The following is a 16,664-nucleotide window of genomic DNA, read 5'->3' on the forward strand; positions in this document are numbered from 1 at the left end:
GGGCGTTACTGTCACTTCGTTAACAGGTGTTAACGGAGGGGTGTTATGTTCCTGAAGGTTTTGGGCGCGGCGGCGGTCGCTTTGGGTTTGGCTGCACCGGCCAGTGCCGCGGTGGCGCAATATGAAGGTTGGTTCGACGACGGCTATATCTCTGGCTATTTCGTGGGCCTGGATGTGGACGGCAGTGGAACTGTAACCAAGGTGTCGGATTTCCATATCGCCTTTGACAACTACAACGGTAGTCCTGGCCAATATTATATTGAATCGGACACCGCTATTACGTTCAACTTTTTTGATCTTGGGCAAGGGTTGGGCAGATTGTATGGCACGGCCCTTGTCAGCTATTGGATAGCGCTCTGTGACGGCTGGAATACGCCGCCCTGTATGCCGGGCGATATGCCGGGATATGAACAGTTTGATTCCTGGTCTTTTCAGACAACTGCGGTGGACTTCATACGAACCGATCTTGCCCCCGCCCCTGTCCCCGTGCCCGGCACGTTGCCCTTGATCGCGGGTGGCATCGGTGCGCTGGCGGTGCTGCGACGTCGGCGCAAGGCGGCGGCCTGACCAATAAAAGGTTACGCGGCATATCACCGCGTAACCTTTCTTAAAATTTGGTTAAGATTCTTCTGGCCAGATGGCTTGCATTTTGTATGCTCAATTCACGAATCTGTGTTGAGGTGCGACATGCTGACTGTCTGGTTCAATAAATTTCCGCGTTGCTTGCCATTCGCGATTGCCTTGCTGGCGCTGCCTGCCACGGCATATGCTGCAACGTATAGTGGCCAATTTGATGAAGGCTATATCTGGGGCAGCTTTACCGGAATCGACCGTAACGGCGATTCCCGGATCACGCCTGATGAACTGACCAGCTTTTCCGCCACATTGGACAATATGAACGGTGGGCCGGGGCAGTATCGCGTCGAAAGCAAACGCATTTCAAATTTTCTGTTTGTGGATGCAGGGCAGGGGAAGGCCACCCTTAGCGGAACCGTTTCGTTTTGGTTCAAGCAGGCTGATTGTCATTACTGCTGGGATGATCCCGTCGGACCTTATGTCGGCTATGCCGCGACAGGCTTTGAGGCGATGATGGCGCGCAGCCTTTATTCCTATGGCTATGAGGTAAAGGAAACGCTGAATACCAGCAGCGTGACCTATAATCTTACCCCTGCCGCCGTGCCCCTGCCTGCGGGTGGGGCCTTGCTGGCTGGTGGATTGGCGCTGATGGGGGTAATTGCCACACACCGCCGGAAAAAGGTTGCGGCACAAATATGATAAGCGCGTGTGATAGGGCTGATCTATAGATCAGCACAGAAACCCACCCTTTGGGGTGGGCTTCCTTTTGCGATGCGTTATTCCGTGCCGTTATAGGTATAGGCCAGAATCGCCCCTGGATTGGCGGGCTGGTTCGATACGCCGCCTGCCACGGGTTCAAAGTTCCCGGCGCTGTCGGTGGCGATCCAGATCGTCTTGCCATCGGGCGAGATTTCCGTATCGCGCAGCCGGTTGTCGCTGTGGAAATGGCGGGTGAAGGGTTCGGTTACGCCACCCTGACCATCCAGCGGGATCACATAAAGCGAGCCGCGTTTCAGCGTCGGGATCAGCAGGCTGTTTGCGAATTGCGGGATCGCATCGCCCGCATAGACCTGAACCGAGGCGGGCGCGACGGTCGGCCAGCAGATATAGACCATATCGCCGCAAACCGAGGTGTCGGCGAAATCATAGCCGGTTTCTACCGTGAACATGGTGGCAATCGGGTCGTGATAGTTTTCCGGCTGGCGATAGGCCGATTCCGCGACTTGCGGCACCACATCCGGGATCTCCAGATCCGAGAAGGTCAGGTCCGCGCAAGGCGTGGTGGCATTGGCCCAGCTTGCCCAGACATAAGCCTTGTCATCCTGAAAGCCCGCCAGATCCGGCCAGCCGTAATTGCCGCCCGCTTGCAGCACGTTCAGCTCATCATCGGTTTTTGGCCCCTGTTCGGATGAATACAGCCTGCCATCGGGTGCGAAATCAATGCCTTGGGGGTTGCGGTGGCCATAGGTAAAGACATGGCTGCGCACGCCGCCCAGTTCGGGGTTGTCATCAGGGATTGCGCCATCGGGCGCGAAACGCAGCGATTTGCCGACATAGGCCGCGTAATCGCCCACCGCGATTTCCGAGGCCGAGGGCAGGCGCTGCGCCTCATTCTTGCGGCAGGCCATCGCCAGTTGGTTATGCCCCTGATCGCCCAGCGTCAGATGCAGCATCCCGTCAGGCGCGAACTTTAGCCGGCCCGCAACATGGTCGCTGTTGGCGGGCAGGCCGTCAAGGATCGTGGTCGGGTTTTCCAGCGCCTCGCCGGTCCAGTCGTAGCGCGCGACCTTCAGGAACACATGGCGCATCGCGTCGCCTTCTGGTGCGGTCAGATCGGTGCGGGTCGGGTCTTCGTAACTGTAAACGACGAAAATCTGCTCGCTGCCCTTGCCGAAATCGGGATGCAGCGCCAGGCCAAGGACGCCGGACTGGCCGAAATCTTCGCCATAGGCGGCGTCCTCGATGGTCAGAACCGGGGTCACGGTGCCATCTGCGGTGTTGACGCGGGTAATGCGTTTCGCGGTGCGTTCCGTCACCCACAGAAACCCGTCGGGGTCCAGCGTGATCTCGAACGGGTTTTCCAGCCCGCTGGCCAGCGTGGTCATGGTGAATGGGCTGTCGTCACCGGCCTGAACGCTGTCGGGGGCGGTTTGGGCGTTTGCAGGCAGGGCAAGCGCCAGCGCAGTGGTCAGGGCAAGCAGGGAGGTTCTGGTCTGCATGGGTGATTCCTTATGATAGAACAAGGACTAACGATGCCTGATGGCAAATAGTCCAGCACAACTAGCAGGGGCGCGATTGGTTCCGCAACAGCTTAACATTCAGCAAAAAGGCCACCCCAAAGCGGCGGCCTTTCCTGTGCCATAGCGGCGCGGCTGAGCCTATGCCGTCAGCCGGGGCGGTGGTTTGGGTCAGCTTGGCAACAAACAAAAGCCCGACGCAAGGTATCAGCTATCGCGATGCGCCCTTTTTCAGTGGGGGGCGCGTCGTTCATACGGCGGCTTTTCTGGCCTCGTCGTCGACAAGTTTCTGGAAATAGGCGATAAACTGTGCCTCATGCCCCTTTAGCAGTTCAGGCAGGTTCCGGGCGAAATCTTCGCGGCGGCACCAATCGCGCATATAGTTTTCCCACGACGCCCACCGCCGCGCATCGCGGACTGTCATGTCTGGATACCACGACAACAGCCAGGCGCGTTCGAACAAAGACACCAGCAGGCCGAATATCACTGTCAGCCGCTCTTGTTGTTCCGCGTTTAAGTTTTTGGTGCTGTCATGCGTCCAGATTTTCAGATCGGCATGGTCCAGCAGCAGGATAAGAAATTCGTTGTAGTCTGATGTAATTCTTTCATAAATCTCCCGCTCATCATTCTCGCGATCGCGCCTGCGGCCAAGCCAATAGACCAGAATGGCAAAGGGCAGACCAAGGGCGGTGACGATGTGGCTGAGCGTTTCGATCATCCGGCGCGACCTTTCCGTGACGTTTCCCCGGATATAGCCAAAGAAAAACCCGCCCGAAAAGGGCGGGTTTCCTGTGCCGCAGGGGCAAGAGGGGTGATTACATCATCCCGCCCATGCCGCCCATGCCCATGTCGCCGCCCATGCCGCCAGCAGGCGCCTTGGGTTCGGGCTTTTCAGCGACCATGGCTTCGGTGGTGATCAGCAGACCAGCAACCGAGGCCGCGTCTTCCAGCGCGGTGCGCACGACTTTGGCCGGGTCGATGACGCCGAATTTGAACATGTCGCCATATTCTTCGGTCTGGGCGTTGAAACCAAACGCCTTGTCCGAGGATTCGCGGACTTTGCCAGCCACGACCGCACCGTCAACACCAGCGTTTTCGGCGATCTGACGCATCGGCGCCTCAAGCGCGCGGCGCACGATGGCGATACCGGCTTCCTGATCGCTGTTGGCAGCGCTCAGCCCTTCCAGAGCCTTGCCGCCCTGAACCAGAGCCACGCCGCCGCCGACGACGACGCCTTCCTGAACGGCCGCACGGGTCGCGTTCAGCGCGTCATCCACGCGGTCCTTACGCTCTTTCACTTCGACTTCGGTCATGCCGCCGACGCGGATCACGGCAACGCCGCCAGCCAGTTTGGCCACACGCTCTTGCAGCTTTTCGCGGTCATAGTCCGAGGTAGTTTCCTCGATCTGCTGACGGATCTGCGCGACGCGGGCTTCGATCTCGGCCTTTTCACCGGCGCCATCGACGATGGTGGTGTTGTCTTTGTTGATCGAAACTTTCTTGGCGCGGCCCAGCATGTCGATGCCGACGTTTTCCAGCTTCATGCCCAGATCTTCGCTGATGACCTGACCGCCGGTCAGGATCGCGATGTCTTGCAGCATGGCCTTGCGGCGATCACCAAAGCCGGGGGCCTTGACGGCAGCGATCTTCAGACCGCCGCGCAGCTTGTTGACGACCAGCGTTGCCAGAGCCTCGCCCTCGACGTCTTCGGCCACGATCAGCAGCGGCTTGCCCGATTGGATCACGGCTTCCAGCAGCGGCACCATCGGTTGCAGCGACGACAGTTTCTTTTCGTGCAGCAGGATGTAGGCGTCTTCCAGATCGGCGACCATCTTGTCGGGGTTGGTCACGAAATAGGGCGACAGATAGCCGCGGTCGAACTGCATCCCTTCGACGACTTCGACTTCGGTTTCCATGCCTTTGTTTTCTTCGACGGTGATGACACCCTCGTTGCCGACCTTCTGCATCGCGTCAGCGATCTGCTGGCCGATAAAGGCTTCGCCGTTGGCCGAGATGGTGCCGACCTGCGCGACTTCGGCGCTGTCGTTCACCGGACGGGCGGCGGCTTTGATCGCCTCGACAACCTTGCCGGTCGCCAGGTCGATGCCACGTTTCAGATCCATCGGGTTCATGCCGGCGGCGACGGCTTTCATGCCTTCGCGGACGATGGCCTGCGCCAGAACGGTGGCGGTGGTGGTGCCGTCACCCGCTTCGTCATTGGTGCGGCTGGCCACTTCGCGGACCATCTGGGCACCCATGTTTTCGAACTTGTCGGCCAGTTCGATTTCCTTGGCGACCGACACACCGTCCTTGGTGATGCGGGGCGCGCCGAAGGATTTGTCGATCACGACGTTGCGGCCTTTCGGACCCAGCGTAACCTTGACCGCATCGGCCAGAATGTTGACGCCTTTCAGCATCCGGTCGCGGGCGTCGGTATTGAACTTGACTTCTTTCGCAGCCATTTGAATCTCCTGAATTTAGTTGGAAGGATCGACGATCAGGCCAGAATGCCCAGAATGTCGCTTTCCTTCATGATGAGCAGTTCCTCACCATCGACCGTCACTTCGGTTCCTGACCATTTGCCGAACAGCACGCGGTCACCCGCCTTGACCGCCGGAGCGATCAGTTCGCCCGAATCCTTGCGCGCACCTTCGCCCACGGCGATGATTTCGCCTTCAGCGGGCTTTTCTTTGGCGGAATCAGGGATAATCAGCCCGCCCTTGGTCTTTTCTTCCGATTCGACGCGGCGAACCAGCACGCGGTCGTGCAGCGGTTTGAATGCCATAGTGAACACTCCGTTTCAGGTTTCAGTGTTTCTGTTGGCACTCACATGGGGTGAGTGCCAGTAACGCTGATCTAGGGGGCATGACAGGCGCTGTCAACAGATGTCCCGCGATTTTGCATCAGCCCCAGATTGAGTGAAATTGATTATAATCCCTGTATTGACCTGCTGTGGCGTTTTTTACATAGTCTCAATATCTTAGGTTGTTGCTCTGGCGCGTGATATGTCTTCCCCCCCGGCGCGTATTGGTGATAGCTGAGGCTGCGAATCCCGAATGGGTATCGGTGCCGCTGGTCGGGTGGTCCATTGCAACTGCACTGCGCAATGTGGCGGACGTGCATCTGGTCACGCAGATCCGCAACCGCGAAGCCATCTTGCGCGCCGGTCTGGTCGAGGGGCGCGATTTTACCGCCATTGACAGCGAGGCGGTGGCCGCGCCGCTGCTGCGCGACGGGCGGATGCGGCTGGACATCATCGGTGACGGCCCGCAACGGCCCGAGCTTGAGGCGCTGGTCGCGCGTGAAGGGCTGGGCGAGGTTGTCACCTTCCACGGCTGGAGCACCGCGATGTGCAGCGGGTCGCGGCGGGCTGCCATCTGATGACCTTCCCTTCGATCCGTGAATTCGGTGGCGGCGCCGTGCTTGAGGCAATGGCGCTTGGCGTGGTGCCGATTGTGGTTGATTACGGTGGGCCGGGCGAATTGGTTACGGCTGAAACGGGGTTCAAGGTGGCGATTAATCCGCGCAACCAGATAATTACTGACCTGAGTGTCTTGCTGGAACGGATCGCGGCGGACCCCTCGGTTCTGCCAAGGATGGCGGCGGCGGCGCGGTCGCGGGTTCAGGCCGATTTCACCTGGTCGGCCAAGGCGCGCCAGATCGAGCAAGTCTGGCGCGCGGTCCTGACGGGCGCTGCCTCCTTGCCGCCGGTTGTTCGTTAGGCGATCAACCCAGTCGCTCGATCAACGATGTCAGCGTCGGGGCATTCAACCCCATCTGCGCCAGCACAGCCGACATTTCCGCGCCCAAGGCTGCACGGCGCGCGAACAATGTCGCCTGCGATTGCAGGATCGGTGGTTCCTGTAATATTTTCAAGTGATTGGCGCGCAGTGTCTCGCCGCTGCTGGTGATGTCGGCGATGGCCTCGGCGGTCTGGTTCGCCACCGTGCCTTCGGTCGCGCCCTGACTGTCAACCAGTTGATAGTCGGCCACTTCATGCGCGGCCAGCCATGCCCGGACAAGCCGATGATATTTCGTCGCAATACGCAGGCGGAACCCATGCGCGGCGCGGAAATCGCGGGCGATGGAGGCCAGATCGTCCAGCGTCTCGCAATCACGCCAGCAGGCGGGCACGGCCAAGATCAGATCGGCATGGCCAAAGCCCATCGGCGTGATCTCTACCACGTCCGAGGCCCAACCGGGCAGCTTTTCCCGCACCAGATCAGTGCCGGTTACGCCCAGCTCTATGCGCCCGGCGGTCAGTTCGCGCGGGATCTCGCCCGCCGACAGCAGCACCAGTGCCAGCCCCTCGACCCCTTCGACCCGGCCCGCATATTCGCGATCAGATCCGGCCCGCGACAGCCGCGCGCCGCGATCTGCGAACCAGTCGAAGGTCTGTTCCATCAGCCGCCCCTTGGACGGCACGCCAAGGCGGATCATGCGCGCTCCAATTCTGCGATCAGGCCGGGGCGGATGATGCCGCCGACGGCGGGGATCGCGCGGCCCTTGCCCAGAACGGTGGTCAGCGCGTCATAGCGCCCACCCGAGGCGACCGGCGGCCAGCCGTTGCGATCGGGGGCGGTGAAAGTAAAGGTGAAACCGTCGTAATATTCCATAGTGCTGCGCCCGTGACTGGCGTCAAAGATCAGGCTGGCCGGGTCGATGCCATGCGCGGCGATGGTATCCAGCCGCGCCGCCAGCCGGTCGGTGGCGGTGGCGATGGCGGGCATGTCGCGGGCCAGATCGCGCAGCGTCGCGAGGGCCTGCGGGGCCGGGGCGCGCAGGGCCATCAGACGGGCCAGCCGGTCTTGCCATTCGGGCGCCAGCGGGGCCTGCGTCATGTCGGCCTGCATCCGGGCGATGCGCGCCGCCATCTCATCCGGGCGGCGCAGCCCGTTCCATGGGGCATCGCTGGTGGGGAAATCGCGCGGCGTGGCGGGGGCGGAAAACCGCTCCAGCAACCGTTGAAACCGCCCCGGTCGCCAGATGTGATGCAGCAAGGCCGCCCGCCGCGCATCCGGCAAGGGCAAGCCGCCGACCGCATCCAGCACCAGCGCCATATCCCCGGTTTCCGCCGCCAGACCATAGGGCGCCAGCAGCCGGTGAAACAGCGCGAACACCTCGGCATCGGCCGCCGGATCGCGGCTGAACAGCTCGAACCCCGCCTGCAAATATTCGGAATCGCGTAGGGTTTCGGGGCGGGTGTCGCCCATGTCCTGCTTGCGGAACACCTCGCCCAAGTAACAATATCGCGCCGGTTCCGCGCCGTTTTCCATATGCGCCTGCACCACCGGCACGGTGAAATCGGGGCGCAGCATCATCTCGCCCCGGATCGGGTCGGCGGTGACATAGGCGCGGGCGCGGATGTCCTCGCCATAAAGGTCCAGCAGGGTTTCAGCAGGCAACAGGATGTCGGGCGCGATCTCCACTGCCCCCGCCGCGCGAAAGGCAGCCAGCAGGTGCTGCCCGACCGCCTGCTTGTCGCGTTTCGGGATCATCCGAGAATCCGGCGCACTTCGGCGACCAGATCGGCGCGCGGCACCTCGGTCTGGGCGGGCTGGGATTTCCATTCGTCATGCGTCGCCTCGGCGGCGATGCGGGCGCCAAGGATCAGGTCTTTCACCTGCACAACGCCCCGCGCCGCCTCGTCCGCGCCTTGGATGATTGCCACGGGAGAGGCGCGTTTGTCGGCATATTTCAATTGGTTGCCGAAATTTTTGGGATTGCCCAGATAAACCTCGGCCCGGATGCCGGCGGCGCGCAGTTCCGCCGCCATCGCCTGATAATCGCCCATCCGGTCGCGGTCCATGACCGTCACCACAACAGGACCAGCCGCCTCGACCCCACCCAGCCCCTTGGCGCGCAGGGCCGCCAGCAGCCGGTCAACGCCGATGGATACGCCCGTGGCAGGCACCTTTTGGCCGGTAAACCGTTCCACCAAGCCATCATAACGCCCGCCCCCCGCGACGGACCCAAACTGCCGCTTGCGCCCCTTTTCATCAAGGATTTCAAAGGTCAGTTCAGCCTCGAACACGGGGCCGGTGTAATAGCCAAGGCCACGCACGACCGAGGGGTCAACCGCCGCCCGATCTGCCCCGACGCCCATCGCATCCAGCATCGCGGCGATCTGTGCCAATTCGTCCACGCCCTCGGCCCCGATCACGGACCCGCCGACGGCGGCCCGCAGGTTCGCCAAAGTCGCCGCATTATCCGCGCCTTTGCTGGTCAGAAACGCCAGCACCGGCGCGGCCTGATCTGGCGACAGACCCACGCCGTCGATCATCGCGCCGCTGTCATCCTTGCGCCCCACGGTCAGCAGGGCCAGCACGCCATCCCGGCCCACCTTGTCGAATTTGTCGATCTGGCGCAGCACGTCATCGGCCTGATCCTCGCGCACCTCGGCCGCCTCCAGCACACCGTTCAGCACTTTGCGGTTGTTGATCCGCACGATGTAATCGCCGCGCGCGATCCCCACCGATTCCAGCGCATCCGCCAGCATGGCGCAGATTTCCGCATCCGCCGCCACCGAGGCCGACCCCACCGTATCCGCATCGCATTGATAAAACTGCCGGAAACGCCCCGGCCCCGGCTTTTCATTGCGCCAGACCGGACCCATCGCATAGCGCCGGTAGGGGGACGGCAGGTCGTTGCGGAACTGCGCCGCCACCCGCGCCAAGGGGGCCGTCAGGTCATAGCGCAGCGCCAGCCAGTCGCCCGCGCCGCCGCCCGGCACCTCGGCCTCTTGCCAGGCAAACACCCCGGCGTTCGGGCGGTCCACATCGGGCAGGAATTTTCCCAAAGCCTCGACCGTCTCGACCGCGCTGGTTTCCAAGGGGTCAAAGCCGTGGCGGTGGTAAACTTCGGCGATCCGGTCCAGCATCGCCTTGCGTTCCGTCACATCCGCGCCAAAATAGTCGCGAAAGCCCTTGGGCGTGTCTGCCTTGGGACGGGGCTGTTTCTTTTGATCTTTTGCCATGATCGCTGCCTTTCGGGCCGGTTGGGCGCGGTCTAACGGATGGGGATGGGATGGACAAGCGGCTGCACCAGCTTGAGGAAACCGTGGCGCATCTGACCCGTGTGGTCGATGATCTGTCCGAGGTCGCCGCCCGGCAGGACCGTGACATCACCCGCCTGACCGCCCGCGTCGAATCGCTGATGCGGGCCGAGGCGGAACGCATCGCCGACACCGGCGGCACGATCCCGCTGGCGGATCAGCGCCCGCCGCATTGGTGACGCTCAATCGTCGCGTATCTTTTGGGCGACGGGTTTCACCAGCACCCGCATCAGCCACAGCACGATCAGCGCCAGCGCGGTCGCCATGACAGCCAGCACGGCATCGCCCGTCCCGCAGGCCAGCCCGACCGCGCCAGCCAGCCACATCGACGCGCCGGTGGTGATTCCCTTGACGTTGCCGCCCTGCACGATGATTGATCCCGCCGCCAGAAAGGCCACGCCCGATGTCACGGCCTCGATCAGTCGCAGCGGGTCGATGCGGATGGCATCCGCTTGCGTGACATTGCCGTCAAAATAGGTCAGTTCCATCGCGATAACGGTGAACAGCGCGGCGGCCAGCGCGATCAGCATATGCGTGCGCAGCCCGGCGGGATGGGCGCCCACCTCTCGTTCCCAGCCGATCAGCGCGCCCAAAAACAGCGCCAGCGACATCCGCGCCAGCGCGGTGGCCAGCGACATCGACTGAAGCGGATCAAAGAACAGGGCGGTGATCTGGTCAAACATGGCTGTCTTGTGTCATTTTCATGACGCTATCAGCCGCTGCTTGTTGTCTCAATGTGATATAGTTTAGCCGCCCCGGCCAAAGTTGGGTGCGGCGGTATCTTGCCCGGCTTCGATGATCCCGCGGCGGATGGCGCGAGTGCGGGTGAAGTAATCGTGCAGCAACTGCCCGTCGCCCATGCGGATGGCGCGCTGCAATACGAACAGCTCCTCGGTAAAGCGGCCAAGAATGTCCAGCGTCGCCTCGCGGTTATGCAGAAAGACGTCGCGCCACATGGTCGGATCACTGGCGGCGATCCGGGTGAAATCACGGAAACCGGCGGCGGAATATTTGATGACCTCTTCATCCGTGACCCGCCGCAGGTGGTCGGCGACGCCCACCATCGTATAGGCGATCAGGTGCGGGGTGTGGCTGGTGACGGCCAGAACCAGATCGTGGTGAATCGGGTCCATATCCTCGACCAGCGCACCCATGCCCAGGATCAGGTCGGTCAGCCGCTGTTTCGCCGCCGCATCGGTGTCGGGCAGGGGGGTCAGCAGCCACCAGCGGTTCACGAACAGCGTGGCAAAGCCGGATCGCGGCCCCGATTGCTCGGTCCCGGCCAGCGGGTGGCCGGGAATGAAATGGACGCCTGCGGGCAGATGCGGGGCGACCGCCTCGATCACCGCCTGCTTGACGGAACCCACATCCGTCACCACCGCACCGGGTTTCAGATGCGGCGCGATTTCGGCGGCAATCGCGCCCATGGCACCGACCGGCACGGCCAGCACCACCAGATCGGCATCTGTCACCGCATCGGCGGCACTGCCATGCACACTGTCACACAGCCCGATTTCGGTGGCCACAGCCCGCGTTTCCGCGCTGCGGGCATAGCCGGTGATATGCCGCACCAGCCCACGATCACGCATGGCATGGGCCATGGACCCGGCGATCAGCCCCAGCCCGATCAGGGCCACACGGTCGAAAATCACGCTCATTCCGCGCCCCTTTCGTGGGCCATAAAGCCGCTGATGACGTCGATCAGGCGGCGGCAATCATCCTCGGTGCCGACGGTGATGCGCAGACAGTCGGGCAGGTGATAGCCATCGACGCGGCGCACCAGAATACCGGCGGCGCGCAGGACCGCATCACAGCCACGCGCCTGTTCCGGGCTGGCAAAGCGGGCCAGCACAAAGTTCGCGTGGCTTTCATCGCAGCCAATGCCCATCTGCACCAGCGACTGACGCAGGAAATCGCGCAACCGGGCGTTTTCATCCCGGCAAAAGGTGGTGAAGTCGCGGTCCAGAATGGCGGCCTGCGCCGTGTCCATCTGCGCATTCGACAGGTTGAAGGGCTGGCGGATGCGCGCCAGCACCTCGATCAGCGACCGCTGCGCATAGCCCCAGCCGATCCGCAGCCCGCCAAGACCGTAAATCTTGGAAAACGTCCGCGTGGCCAGCACGTTGGGGTAAGCGTCGGCCAAAGCGATGCCAGGATCATCGCAACCGGCGAACTCGATATAGGCGCCATCATGGATCAGCAGAACATGCGGCGGCAGCGCGGCCACCAGCCGCTCGATCTCGGCCGGGTCCAGCATGGTGCCGGTGGGGTTGCCGGGATTGGTGACGAACACCACCCGCGTGCGATCCGTGACAGCCGCCAGAATCGCGTCCACATCCACGTGCCGGTCACGTTCTTCCACGATCACCGGCACCGCCCCCACGGCGCGGGCCAAAATCGGATACATGGAAAAGCCATGGCGGGTGATGATCGCCTCATCCCCCACGCCGACAAAGGCCAGCATCGCGAATTGCAACACTTCGTCTGATCCGACGCCGCAGATGATCCGGTCGGGGTCCAGCCCGTGAACCTGCCCGATGGCACCGCGCAGTGGCGCATGATCGGTGGCCGGATAGCGGTTCAGCCCGCCCGCTGCCGCCTGAAAGGCCGCCCGTGCCGCCGGGCTGCACCCATACGGGTTTTCATTCGCCGACAGCTTCAGCACATGGCCATGCCCGGCAATCTTCGCCTCGCCGCTGATATACAGCGCGATGTCCATGATGCCGGGCTTGGGCACAAGGGCGGATTGTTCTGACATGAGACACGCCTTTCCTGACAGAATGCCCCCTTTAACGGCGCGCAGGGGGCAACCGCAAGCGCCGTCAGCCGGGCCGTATATAACGGATAAACGGCGTGCGCTGCCCCACCCGGTCATACAACATCCGCCCGGCGTAATTATCCTCGGCGGTCAGCCAATAGACCGTTGGAACCCCCGCTGCATCCGCGGCCCGATACACCGCCTCGATCAGCGCCCGCCCCACGCCCTTGCCGCGCGCATCCGGCGCAGTAAACAGGTCTTGCAGGTAACACACCCCCTCGGGGCGCCACAGGTTCGGGTGGTAAACGTAATGCACCAGACCCAGCAGATGCCCGGCCTCCTCGGCCACAAGCCCATGAAAATCGCCGCCCGTCAGACGCACAAACGCCTGATCGTAAAACGGCTTGGCCAAGCCCGCGCGCTGATAAAACGCGTGATAGCCCGCATACAGCCGCTGCCATGCCGCGCGATCCGCTGTCGCAATCGACCGAACCTGAACCATGCCGCCCCGTCTTTCGTTTGAAAATATCCCGGGGGTCCGGGGGCTGGCCCCCGGTCCGGCCTTGCCTTACCGCCCCTGACGCCGCGCCATGAACGCCAACCGTTCGAACAGCGCCACATCCTGTTCGTTCTTCAACAGCGCGCCATGCAGACGCGGTAATATTTGCGCCGGGTCGCGCTTCAGATCCTCGGGCGCCAGATCTTCGGCCAGAATCAGCTTGAGCCAATCCAGAAATTCGCTGGTCGAGGGCTTTTTCTTCAGCCCCGGCACCTCGCGCAGTTCGATGAACTGGCGCAGCGCCTCGTCCAGCAGGCGCGGCTTCAGGCCGGGATAATGCACCGCCACGATCTGTTTCAGCGTCTCGGGGTCGGGAAAGCGGATATAGTGGAAAAAGCACCGGCGCAGAAACGCATCGGGCAATTCCTTTTCATTGTTCGATGTGATGATGACCACGGGACGCTGGCGGGCGCGGATGGTTTCGCCGGTCTCGTAAACGTGAAACTCCATCCGGTCCAGTTCCTGCAACAGATCGTTCGGAAACTCGATATCGGCCTTGTCGATCTCGTCGATCAGCAGAACCACGCGACTTTCTGCCTCGAATGCCTGCCACAGCTTGCCGCGCCGGATATAGTTGGACACATCATGAACCCGAGCGTCGCCCAGCTGGCTGTCGCGCAGCCGCGATACGGCGTCGTATTCATACAGGCCCTGCTGCGCCTTGGTGGTTGATTTCACGTGCCATTCCAGAATCGGCAGCCCCATGGCGTCGGCCACCTGACGGGCCAGTTCGGTCTTGCCGGTGCCGGGTTCGCCCTTGACCAGCAGCGGGCGTTCCAATGTGACGGCGGCGTTCACCGCGACGGCAAGATCTGGCGGAGCAACGTAATTTTCGGTTCCTTCAAAGCGCACCAGCAGCCCCTTTCTTGCCTTGTGACGCGGCGAAACCTAGCCGGACGTTGCGCCCCCCGCAACCTTCGCGCAAAGGTCAGGGCAATTGACCCGTGACAAGCGGTGATCCATCCGTTAAGCGGGCGGCGGAAACGCGGACCAGTGCACGGCATCAGCCGGAGGTGTTATGAAAGCCCAGACCTTCCTGCCGCAGGATTACCGTCCCGCCGAGGACGAGCCGTTCATGAATGATCGGCAGCTTGAATATTTTCGTCGCAAGTTGCAGGCGTGGAAGCAGGAACTGCTGGATCAGTCCGCCGAGACGCTGGAAGGTTTGCAAGACAGCGCCCGCAATGTCCCCGACCTTGCTGACCGCGCGTCCGAGGAAACCGACCGCGCCATCGAGTTGCGCACCCGCGACCGTCAGCGCAAACTGGTGTCGAAAATCGACGCCGCCCTGCGCCGGATCGACAATGGCGAATACGGTTATTGTGAAATGACCGGGGAACCGATCAGCCTGAAACGCCTTGATGCGCGCCCCATCGCCACCATGACGCTTGAGGCGCAGGAACGTCACGAACGGCGCGAGCGGGTTCATCGCGACGACTGACAGCCATGGCAAATGGCTGCCAGTTTGGACGCTGCTGCCGCAGGCATCGGGCGGCCCCTGCAAAATACGCGCCCGCCGTTGACATGGCTCCGATAGAGGCAATCTTTGGGCTGTGCTGATGTGACGCAGGGGTGCTGCGATCATGGCGCAGTATTCTGCACCCGATTTTTTACAATAATCAGAGCAGCCGCGATTGCGCTGGCGACCTTGCGGCGCTGATCCCGGCTTTTCTGTTGACGTTGGCGGCATGGGCCGGATTGAATGTTCGCATCGCCATGCTTTTGGGCTGCGGCTAACAAAGGGGGCATGCAAAACCATGATTCACTCCGTTCTCATCATCCTGACGCAAGGCTATGCCGATTGGGAAACGCCGCTGATTTCGGCCATCGGGGGCAGCTTTTTTGATGTGCCGGTGCGCCACGCAACACCAGGAGGCGGTGCCGTTACCTCGATAGCCGGGCTGCACGTTACCGGACTGCCCGACATCGCCGCTGCGGATGACGACGTGATCGTGTTATGCGGCGGGCGGGCATGGACCAGCGACAATCCGCCTGCGGTCGAGGATATGCTACGCGCCGCCCATGCGCGCGGGCAGACGGTCGCCGGAATCTGCGCCGCCACGCTGGCTTTGGGGCGGGCAGGGCTGTTTGCGGGGGCCGCCCACACCTCGAACGGCCTGCCGTTCATAGATGAGCACCTGCCCGGCTATGTGGGCCGTGACCGTTATCGCGACGTGCCCCATGCTGTTGCGGACAATCGCGTCATCAGCGCCCCCGGCTCGGCTCCGCTCAGCTTTGCGGTTCAGGTGCTTCGTGCGGCAGGGGTGGGCGAGGATGACTTGTCGCAAATGCAGCAGATGCTGTTGCGAGAGCGGGCCGGATGACTGGTGCGCTGCGAAACCGCCCCGTCACCATCATCGGTGCAGGTGTGGCCGGGTTGACCGCAGCCACCGCCCTGGCCCAACGGGGCGCGCGGGTGACAGTGCTGGAACAGGCCGATGCCCTGCGCGAAGTCGGCGCGGGGCTGCAAATCTCGCCCAATGCCGGGCGGGGGCTGGCGGCGCTTGGGCTGGCCGATGCGGCGGACGCGGTTTCGCTGCGCAGCCACGGTGTGCGGATGCACAGCGCCGCCGGGCGGCTGCTGGCGCAGCTTGACCTGCCTGCACGCCAGCCTGACGCACCGTTCCGGCTGTTCTACCGCGCCCGGCTGGTCGAGGTGCTGGAACAAGGCGCGCGTGATGCAGGGGCCGAGATTCGGCTGAACACCCCCATCACTGACCTGCCCGATGCGCCGCTGCTGATCGGTGCCGACGGGCTGCGCAGCATGGTGCGGGCGGCGCTGAATGGCCCGGCGCGGCCCTATTACACCGGGCAGACGGCATGGCGTATGCTGATCCCCGACGATGGCAGCGCCCCATGGGCTGACCTGTTCATGGGGCCGGGCCGACATCTGGTCAGCTATCCCTTGGCCGGGGGCTTGCGCAATATCGTTGCCGTTCTGGCGCGCCCGCATTGGAAGGCCGAGGGCTGGTCCTATGCCGACAGCCCGGCCAACCTGCGCCGTGCGTTTGCGGGCTTTGGCGGGCCGGTGCCGGACTGGCTGGCGCAGGTGCAGGAAACCGGAGTCTGGGGTCTGTTCCGTCACGATGTCGCGCCGTTCTGGCACGACGACAGCCGCGTCATCATCGGCGACGCCGCCCATCCGACGCTGCCCTTCATGGCGCAAGGTGCGGCGATGGCGATCGAAGACGGCTGGCTGCTGGCCGCCTGTCTGGACGCCGACCCCGATCAGGCCGCCGCGCTGGCCCGGTTTCAGGCGTTGCGGCAGGACCGCTGCACCCGTATCGTCGCCACCGCCAGCCGCAACGCCACCGCCTATCACCTGCAAGGCCCCGCCGCGCTGGCCGCCCGCATCGGGTTGCGGGGCATCGGCGCCCTTGCCCCCGAACGCCTGACCGCGCAATTCGACTGGATCTACGGCTATGATCCGCGCGCGGCGGTCTGACGGCTTGCTGTTCGCGTAAATACGCAAAACTGGCC

At 62.9% G+C, this 16,664-nt stretch carries 20 protein-coding genes; 8 read left to right on the top strand and 12 right to left on the bottom strand.

Features of this window, described 5'->3' with window-relative positions:
• Window positions 1–45 precede the first annotated feature (45 nt).
• Both Q4G22_RS06775 and Q4G22_RS06780 read left to right on the top strand, forming a co-directional pair.
• A complete protein-coding gene (locus Q4G22_RS06775) occupies window positions 46–567 on the top strand; it encodes a VPLPA-CTERM sorting domain-containing protein (RefSeq protein WP_303385141.1) in 522 nt (173 codons plus the stop codon).
• A 120-nt stretch (window positions 568–687) separates the two neighbouring features.
• Window positions 688–1,275, top strand: a complete 588-nt coding sequence (locus Q4G22_RS06780) for a hypothetical protein (RefSeq protein WP_303385142.1) — start codon at window positions 688–690, stop codon at window positions 1,273–1,275.
• A gap of 77 nt (window positions 1,276–1,352) precedes the next feature.
• On the opposite strand, the gene Q4G22_RS06785 is transcribed toward Q4G22_RS06780, so the two are convergent.
• The 4 genes from Q4G22_RS06785 to groES form a co-directional block, all read right to left on the bottom strand.
• Window positions 1,353–2,795, bottom strand: a complete 1,443-nt coding sequence (locus tag Q4G22_RS06785) for a glucose/sorbosone family PQQ-dependent dehydrogenase (protein WP_303385143.1) — start codon at window positions 2,793–2,795, stop codon at window positions 1,353–1,355.
• Window positions 2,796–3,063: 268 nt separating this feature from the next.
• Window positions 3,064–3,531: a hypothetical protein gene (locus tag Q4G22_RS06790; protein WP_303385144.1), complete on the bottom strand. Its 468-nt coding sequence runs from the start codon at window positions 3,529–3,531 to the stop codon at window positions 3,064–3,066.
• Window positions 3,532–3,628: 97 nt separating this feature from the next.
• A complete protein-coding gene (gene groL / locus Q4G22_RS06795; RefSeq protein ID WP_303385145.1) occupies window positions 3,629–5,275 on the bottom strand; it encodes a chaperonin GroEL in 1,647 nt (548 codons plus the stop codon).
• Window positions 5,276–5,310: 35 nt separating this feature from the next.
• Complete coding sequence (gene groES, locus Q4G22_RS06800; RefSeq protein ID WP_303362246.1) at window positions 5,311–5,598, bottom strand: co-chaperone GroES; 288 nt, start codon at window positions 5,596–5,598, stop codon at window positions 5,311–5,313.
• A 245-nt stretch (window positions 5,599–5,843) separates the two neighbouring features.
• Here groES and Q4G22_RS15710 point away from each other — a divergent pair, with 245 nt between their 5' ends.
• Together Q4G22_RS15710 and Q4G22_RS15715 are read left to right on the top strand one after the other, a co-directional pair.
• Window positions 5,844–6,194, top strand: a complete 351-nt coding sequence (locus Q4G22_RS15710; protein WP_368661464.1) for a hypothetical protein — start codon at window positions 5,844–5,846, stop codon at window positions 6,192–6,194.
• Window positions 6,194–6,535 carry a glycosyltransferase gene (locus Q4G22_RS15715; protein ID WP_368661465.1) on the top strand — a complete coding sequence of 114 codons (342 nt, stop codon included), beginning with the start codon at window positions 6,194–6,196 and terminating at the stop codon, window positions 6,533–6,535. The genes Q4G22_RS15710 and Q4G22_RS15715 overlap by 1 nt, the downstream gene beginning before the upstream one ends.
• A gap of 4 nt (window positions 6,536–6,539) precedes the next feature.
• Here the strand turns inward: Q4G22_RS15715 and hisG are convergent, their stop codons facing one another.
• Genes hisG through hisS form a run of 3 tightly spaced genes read right to left on the bottom strand, consistent with a single transcriptional unit; the run spans window position 6,540 to window position 9,789 of the window.
• The gene (gene hisG / locus Q4G22_RS06810) at window positions 6,540–7,253 is read right to left on the bottom strand and encodes an ATP phosphoribosyltransferase (protein WP_303385146.1); all 714 of its coding nucleotides are present in this window, start codon (window positions 7,251–7,253) and stop codon (window positions 6,540–6,542) included.
• Complete coding sequence (locus Q4G22_RS06815; protein ID WP_303385147.1) at window positions 7,250–8,311, bottom strand: ATP phosphoribosyltransferase regulatory subunit; 1,062 nt, start codon at window positions 8,309–8,311, stop codon at window positions 7,250–7,252. Before Q4G22_RS06815 ends, hisG begins: the two co-directional genes overlap by 4 nt.
• Window positions 8,308–9,789: a histidine--tRNA ligase gene (gene hisS, locus Q4G22_RS06820; protein WP_303385148.1), complete on the bottom strand. Its 1,482-nt coding sequence runs from the start codon at window positions 9,787–9,789 to the stop codon at window positions 8,308–8,310. Before hisS ends, Q4G22_RS06815 begins: the two co-directional genes overlap by 4 nt.
• A gap of 50 nt (window positions 9,790–9,839) precedes the next feature.
• Here hisS and Q4G22_RS06825 point away from each other — a divergent pair, with 50 nt between their 5' ends.
• Entirely contained in the window at window positions 9,840–10,046 is a 207-nt protein-coding gene (locus tag Q4G22_RS06825; RefSeq protein ID WP_303385149.1) for a SlyX family protein, read from the top strand.
• Window positions 10,047–10,049: 3 nt separating this feature from the next.
• Here the strand turns inward: Q4G22_RS06825 and Q4G22_RS06830 are convergent, their stop codons facing one another.
• The 5 genes from Q4G22_RS06830 to Q4G22_RS06850 form a co-directional block, all read right to left on the bottom strand.
• Complete coding sequence (locus Q4G22_RS06830) at window positions 10,050–10,550, bottom strand: MgtC/SapB family protein (protein WP_303385150.1); 501 nt, start codon at window positions 10,548–10,550, stop codon at window positions 10,050–10,052.
• 63 nt (window positions 10,551–10,613) lie between these two features.
• Window positions 10,614–11,525: a prephenate/arogenate dehydrogenase family protein gene (locus tag Q4G22_RS06835; protein ID WP_303385151.1), complete on the bottom strand. Its 912-nt coding sequence runs from the start codon at window positions 11,523–11,525 to the stop codon at window positions 10,614–10,616.
• Window positions 11,522–12,625 carry a histidinol-phosphate transaminase gene (hisC, locus tag Q4G22_RS06840; protein WP_303385152.1) on the bottom strand — a complete coding sequence of 368 codons (1,104 nt, stop codon included), beginning with the start codon at window positions 12,623–12,625 and terminating at the stop codon, window positions 11,522–11,524. The genes Q4G22_RS06835 and hisC overlap by 4 nt, the downstream gene beginning before the upstream one ends.
• Window positions 12,626–12,689: 64 nt before the next feature.
• Window positions 12,690–13,127, bottom strand: coding sequence for a GNAT family N-acetyltransferase (locus Q4G22_RS06845; protein ID WP_303385153.1), 438 nt, complete (start codon window positions 13,125–13,127; stop codon window positions 12,690–12,692).
• Window positions 13,128–13,193: 66 nt separating this feature from the next.
• Window positions 13,194–14,036 (bottom strand): MoxR family ATPase, encoded by an 843-nt coding sequence (locus Q4G22_RS06850; protein ID WP_303385154.1) that lies wholly within the window; start codon window positions 14,034–14,036, stop codon window positions 13,194–13,196.
• A gap of 166 nt (window positions 14,037–14,202) precedes the next feature.
• Between Q4G22_RS06850 and dksA the strand changes: the two genes are divergently transcribed.
• From dksA to Q4G22_RS06865, 3 genes are all read left to right on the top strand, one after another.
• A complete protein-coding gene (gene dksA, locus Q4G22_RS06855) occupies window positions 14,203–14,625 on the top strand; it encodes an RNA polymerase-binding protein DksA (protein ID WP_303385155.1) in 423 nt (140 codons plus the stop codon).
• A gap of 316 nt (window positions 14,626–14,941) precedes the next feature.
• Window positions 14,942–15,508, top strand: a complete 567-nt coding sequence (locus Q4G22_RS06860) for a DJ-1/PfpI family protein (RefSeq protein ID WP_303385156.1) — start codon at window positions 14,942–14,944, stop codon at window positions 15,506–15,508.
• A complete protein-coding gene (locus tag Q4G22_RS06865; RefSeq protein WP_303385157.1) occupies window positions 15,505–16,629 on the top strand; it encodes an FAD-dependent oxidoreductase in 1,125 nt (374 codons plus the stop codon). Before Q4G22_RS06860 ends, Q4G22_RS06865 begins: the two co-directional genes overlap by 4 nt.
• The last annotated feature ends 35 nt before the right edge of the window (window positions 16,630–16,664 follow it).

The sequence above is a fragment of the Paracoccus sp. (in: a-proteobacteria) genome, assembly GCF_030538655.1.
Lineage (GTDB): Bacteria > Pseudomonadota > Alphaproteobacteria > Rhodobacterales > Rhodobacteraceae > Paracoccus.

Coding starts and splice junctions, on each gene's coding strand:
- Q4G22_RS06825 (WP_303385149.1), top strand. CDS start 9,840: ATGGACAAGCGGCTGCACCAGCTTGAGGAAACCGTGGCGCATCTGACC.
- Q4G22_RS06860 (WP_303385156.1), top strand. CDS start 14,942: ATGATTCACTCCGTTCTCATCATCCTGACGCAAGGCTATGCCGATTGG.
- Q4G22_RS06775 (WP_303385141.1), top strand. CDS start 46: ATGTTCCTGAAGGTTTTGGGCGCGGCGGCGGTCGCTTTGGGTTTGGCT.
- Q4G22_RS06830 (WP_303385150.1), bottom strand. CDS start 10,550: ATGTTTGACCAGATCACCGCCCTGTTCTTTGATCCGCTTCAGTCGATG.
- Q4G22_RS06790 (WP_303385144.1), bottom strand. CDS start 3,531: ATGATCGAAACGCTCAGCCACATCGTCACCGCCCTTGGTCTGCCCTTT.
- groES (WP_303362246.1), bottom strand. CDS start 5,598: ATGGCATTCAAACCGCTGCACGACCGCGTGCTGGTTCGCCGCGTCGAA.
- groL (WP_303385145.1), bottom strand. CDS start 5,275: ATGGCTGCGAAAGAAGTCAAGTTCAATACCGACGCCCGCGACCGGATG.
- Q4G22_RS15715 (WP_368661465.1), top strand. CDS start 6,194: ATGACCTTCCCTTCGATCCGTGAATTCGGTGGCGGCGCCGTGCTTGAG.
- Q4G22_RS06785 (WP_303385143.1), bottom strand. CDS start 2,795: ATGCAGACCAGAACCTCCCTGCTTGCCCTGACCACTGCGCTGGCGCTT.
- hisC (WP_303385152.1), bottom strand. CDS start 12,625: ATGTCAGAACAATCCGCCCTTGTGCCCAAGCCCGGCATCATGGACATC.
- Q4G22_RS06815 (WP_303385147.1), bottom strand. CDS start 8,311: ATGATCCCGAAACGCGACAAGCAGGCGGTCGGGCAGCACCTGCTGGCT.
- Q4G22_RS06865 (WP_303385157.1), top strand. CDS start 15,505: ATGACTGGTGCGCTGCGAAACCGCCCCGTCACCATCATCGGTGCAGGT.
- Q4G22_RS06835 (WP_303385151.1), bottom strand. CDS start 11,525: ATGAGCGTGATTTTCGACCGTGTGGCCCTGATCGGGCTGGGGCTGATC.
- Q4G22_RS06780 (WP_303385142.1), top strand. CDS start 688: ATGCTGACTGTCTGGTTCAATAAATTTCCGCGTTGCTTGCCATTCGCG.
- hisG (WP_303385146.1), bottom strand. CDS start 7,253: ATGATCCGCCTTGGCGTGCCGTCCAAGGGGCGGCTGATGGAACAGACC.
- dksA (WP_303385155.1), top strand. CDS start 14,203: ATGAAAGCCCAGACCTTCCTGCCGCAGGATTACCGTCCCGCCGAGGAC.
- hisS (WP_303385148.1), bottom strand. CDS start 9,789: ATGGCAAAAGATCAAAAGAAACAGCCCCGTCCCAAGGCAGACACGCCC.
- Q4G22_RS06845 (WP_303385153.1), bottom strand. CDS start 13,127: ATGGTTCAGGTTCGGTCGATTGCGACAGCGGATCGCGCGGCATGGCAG.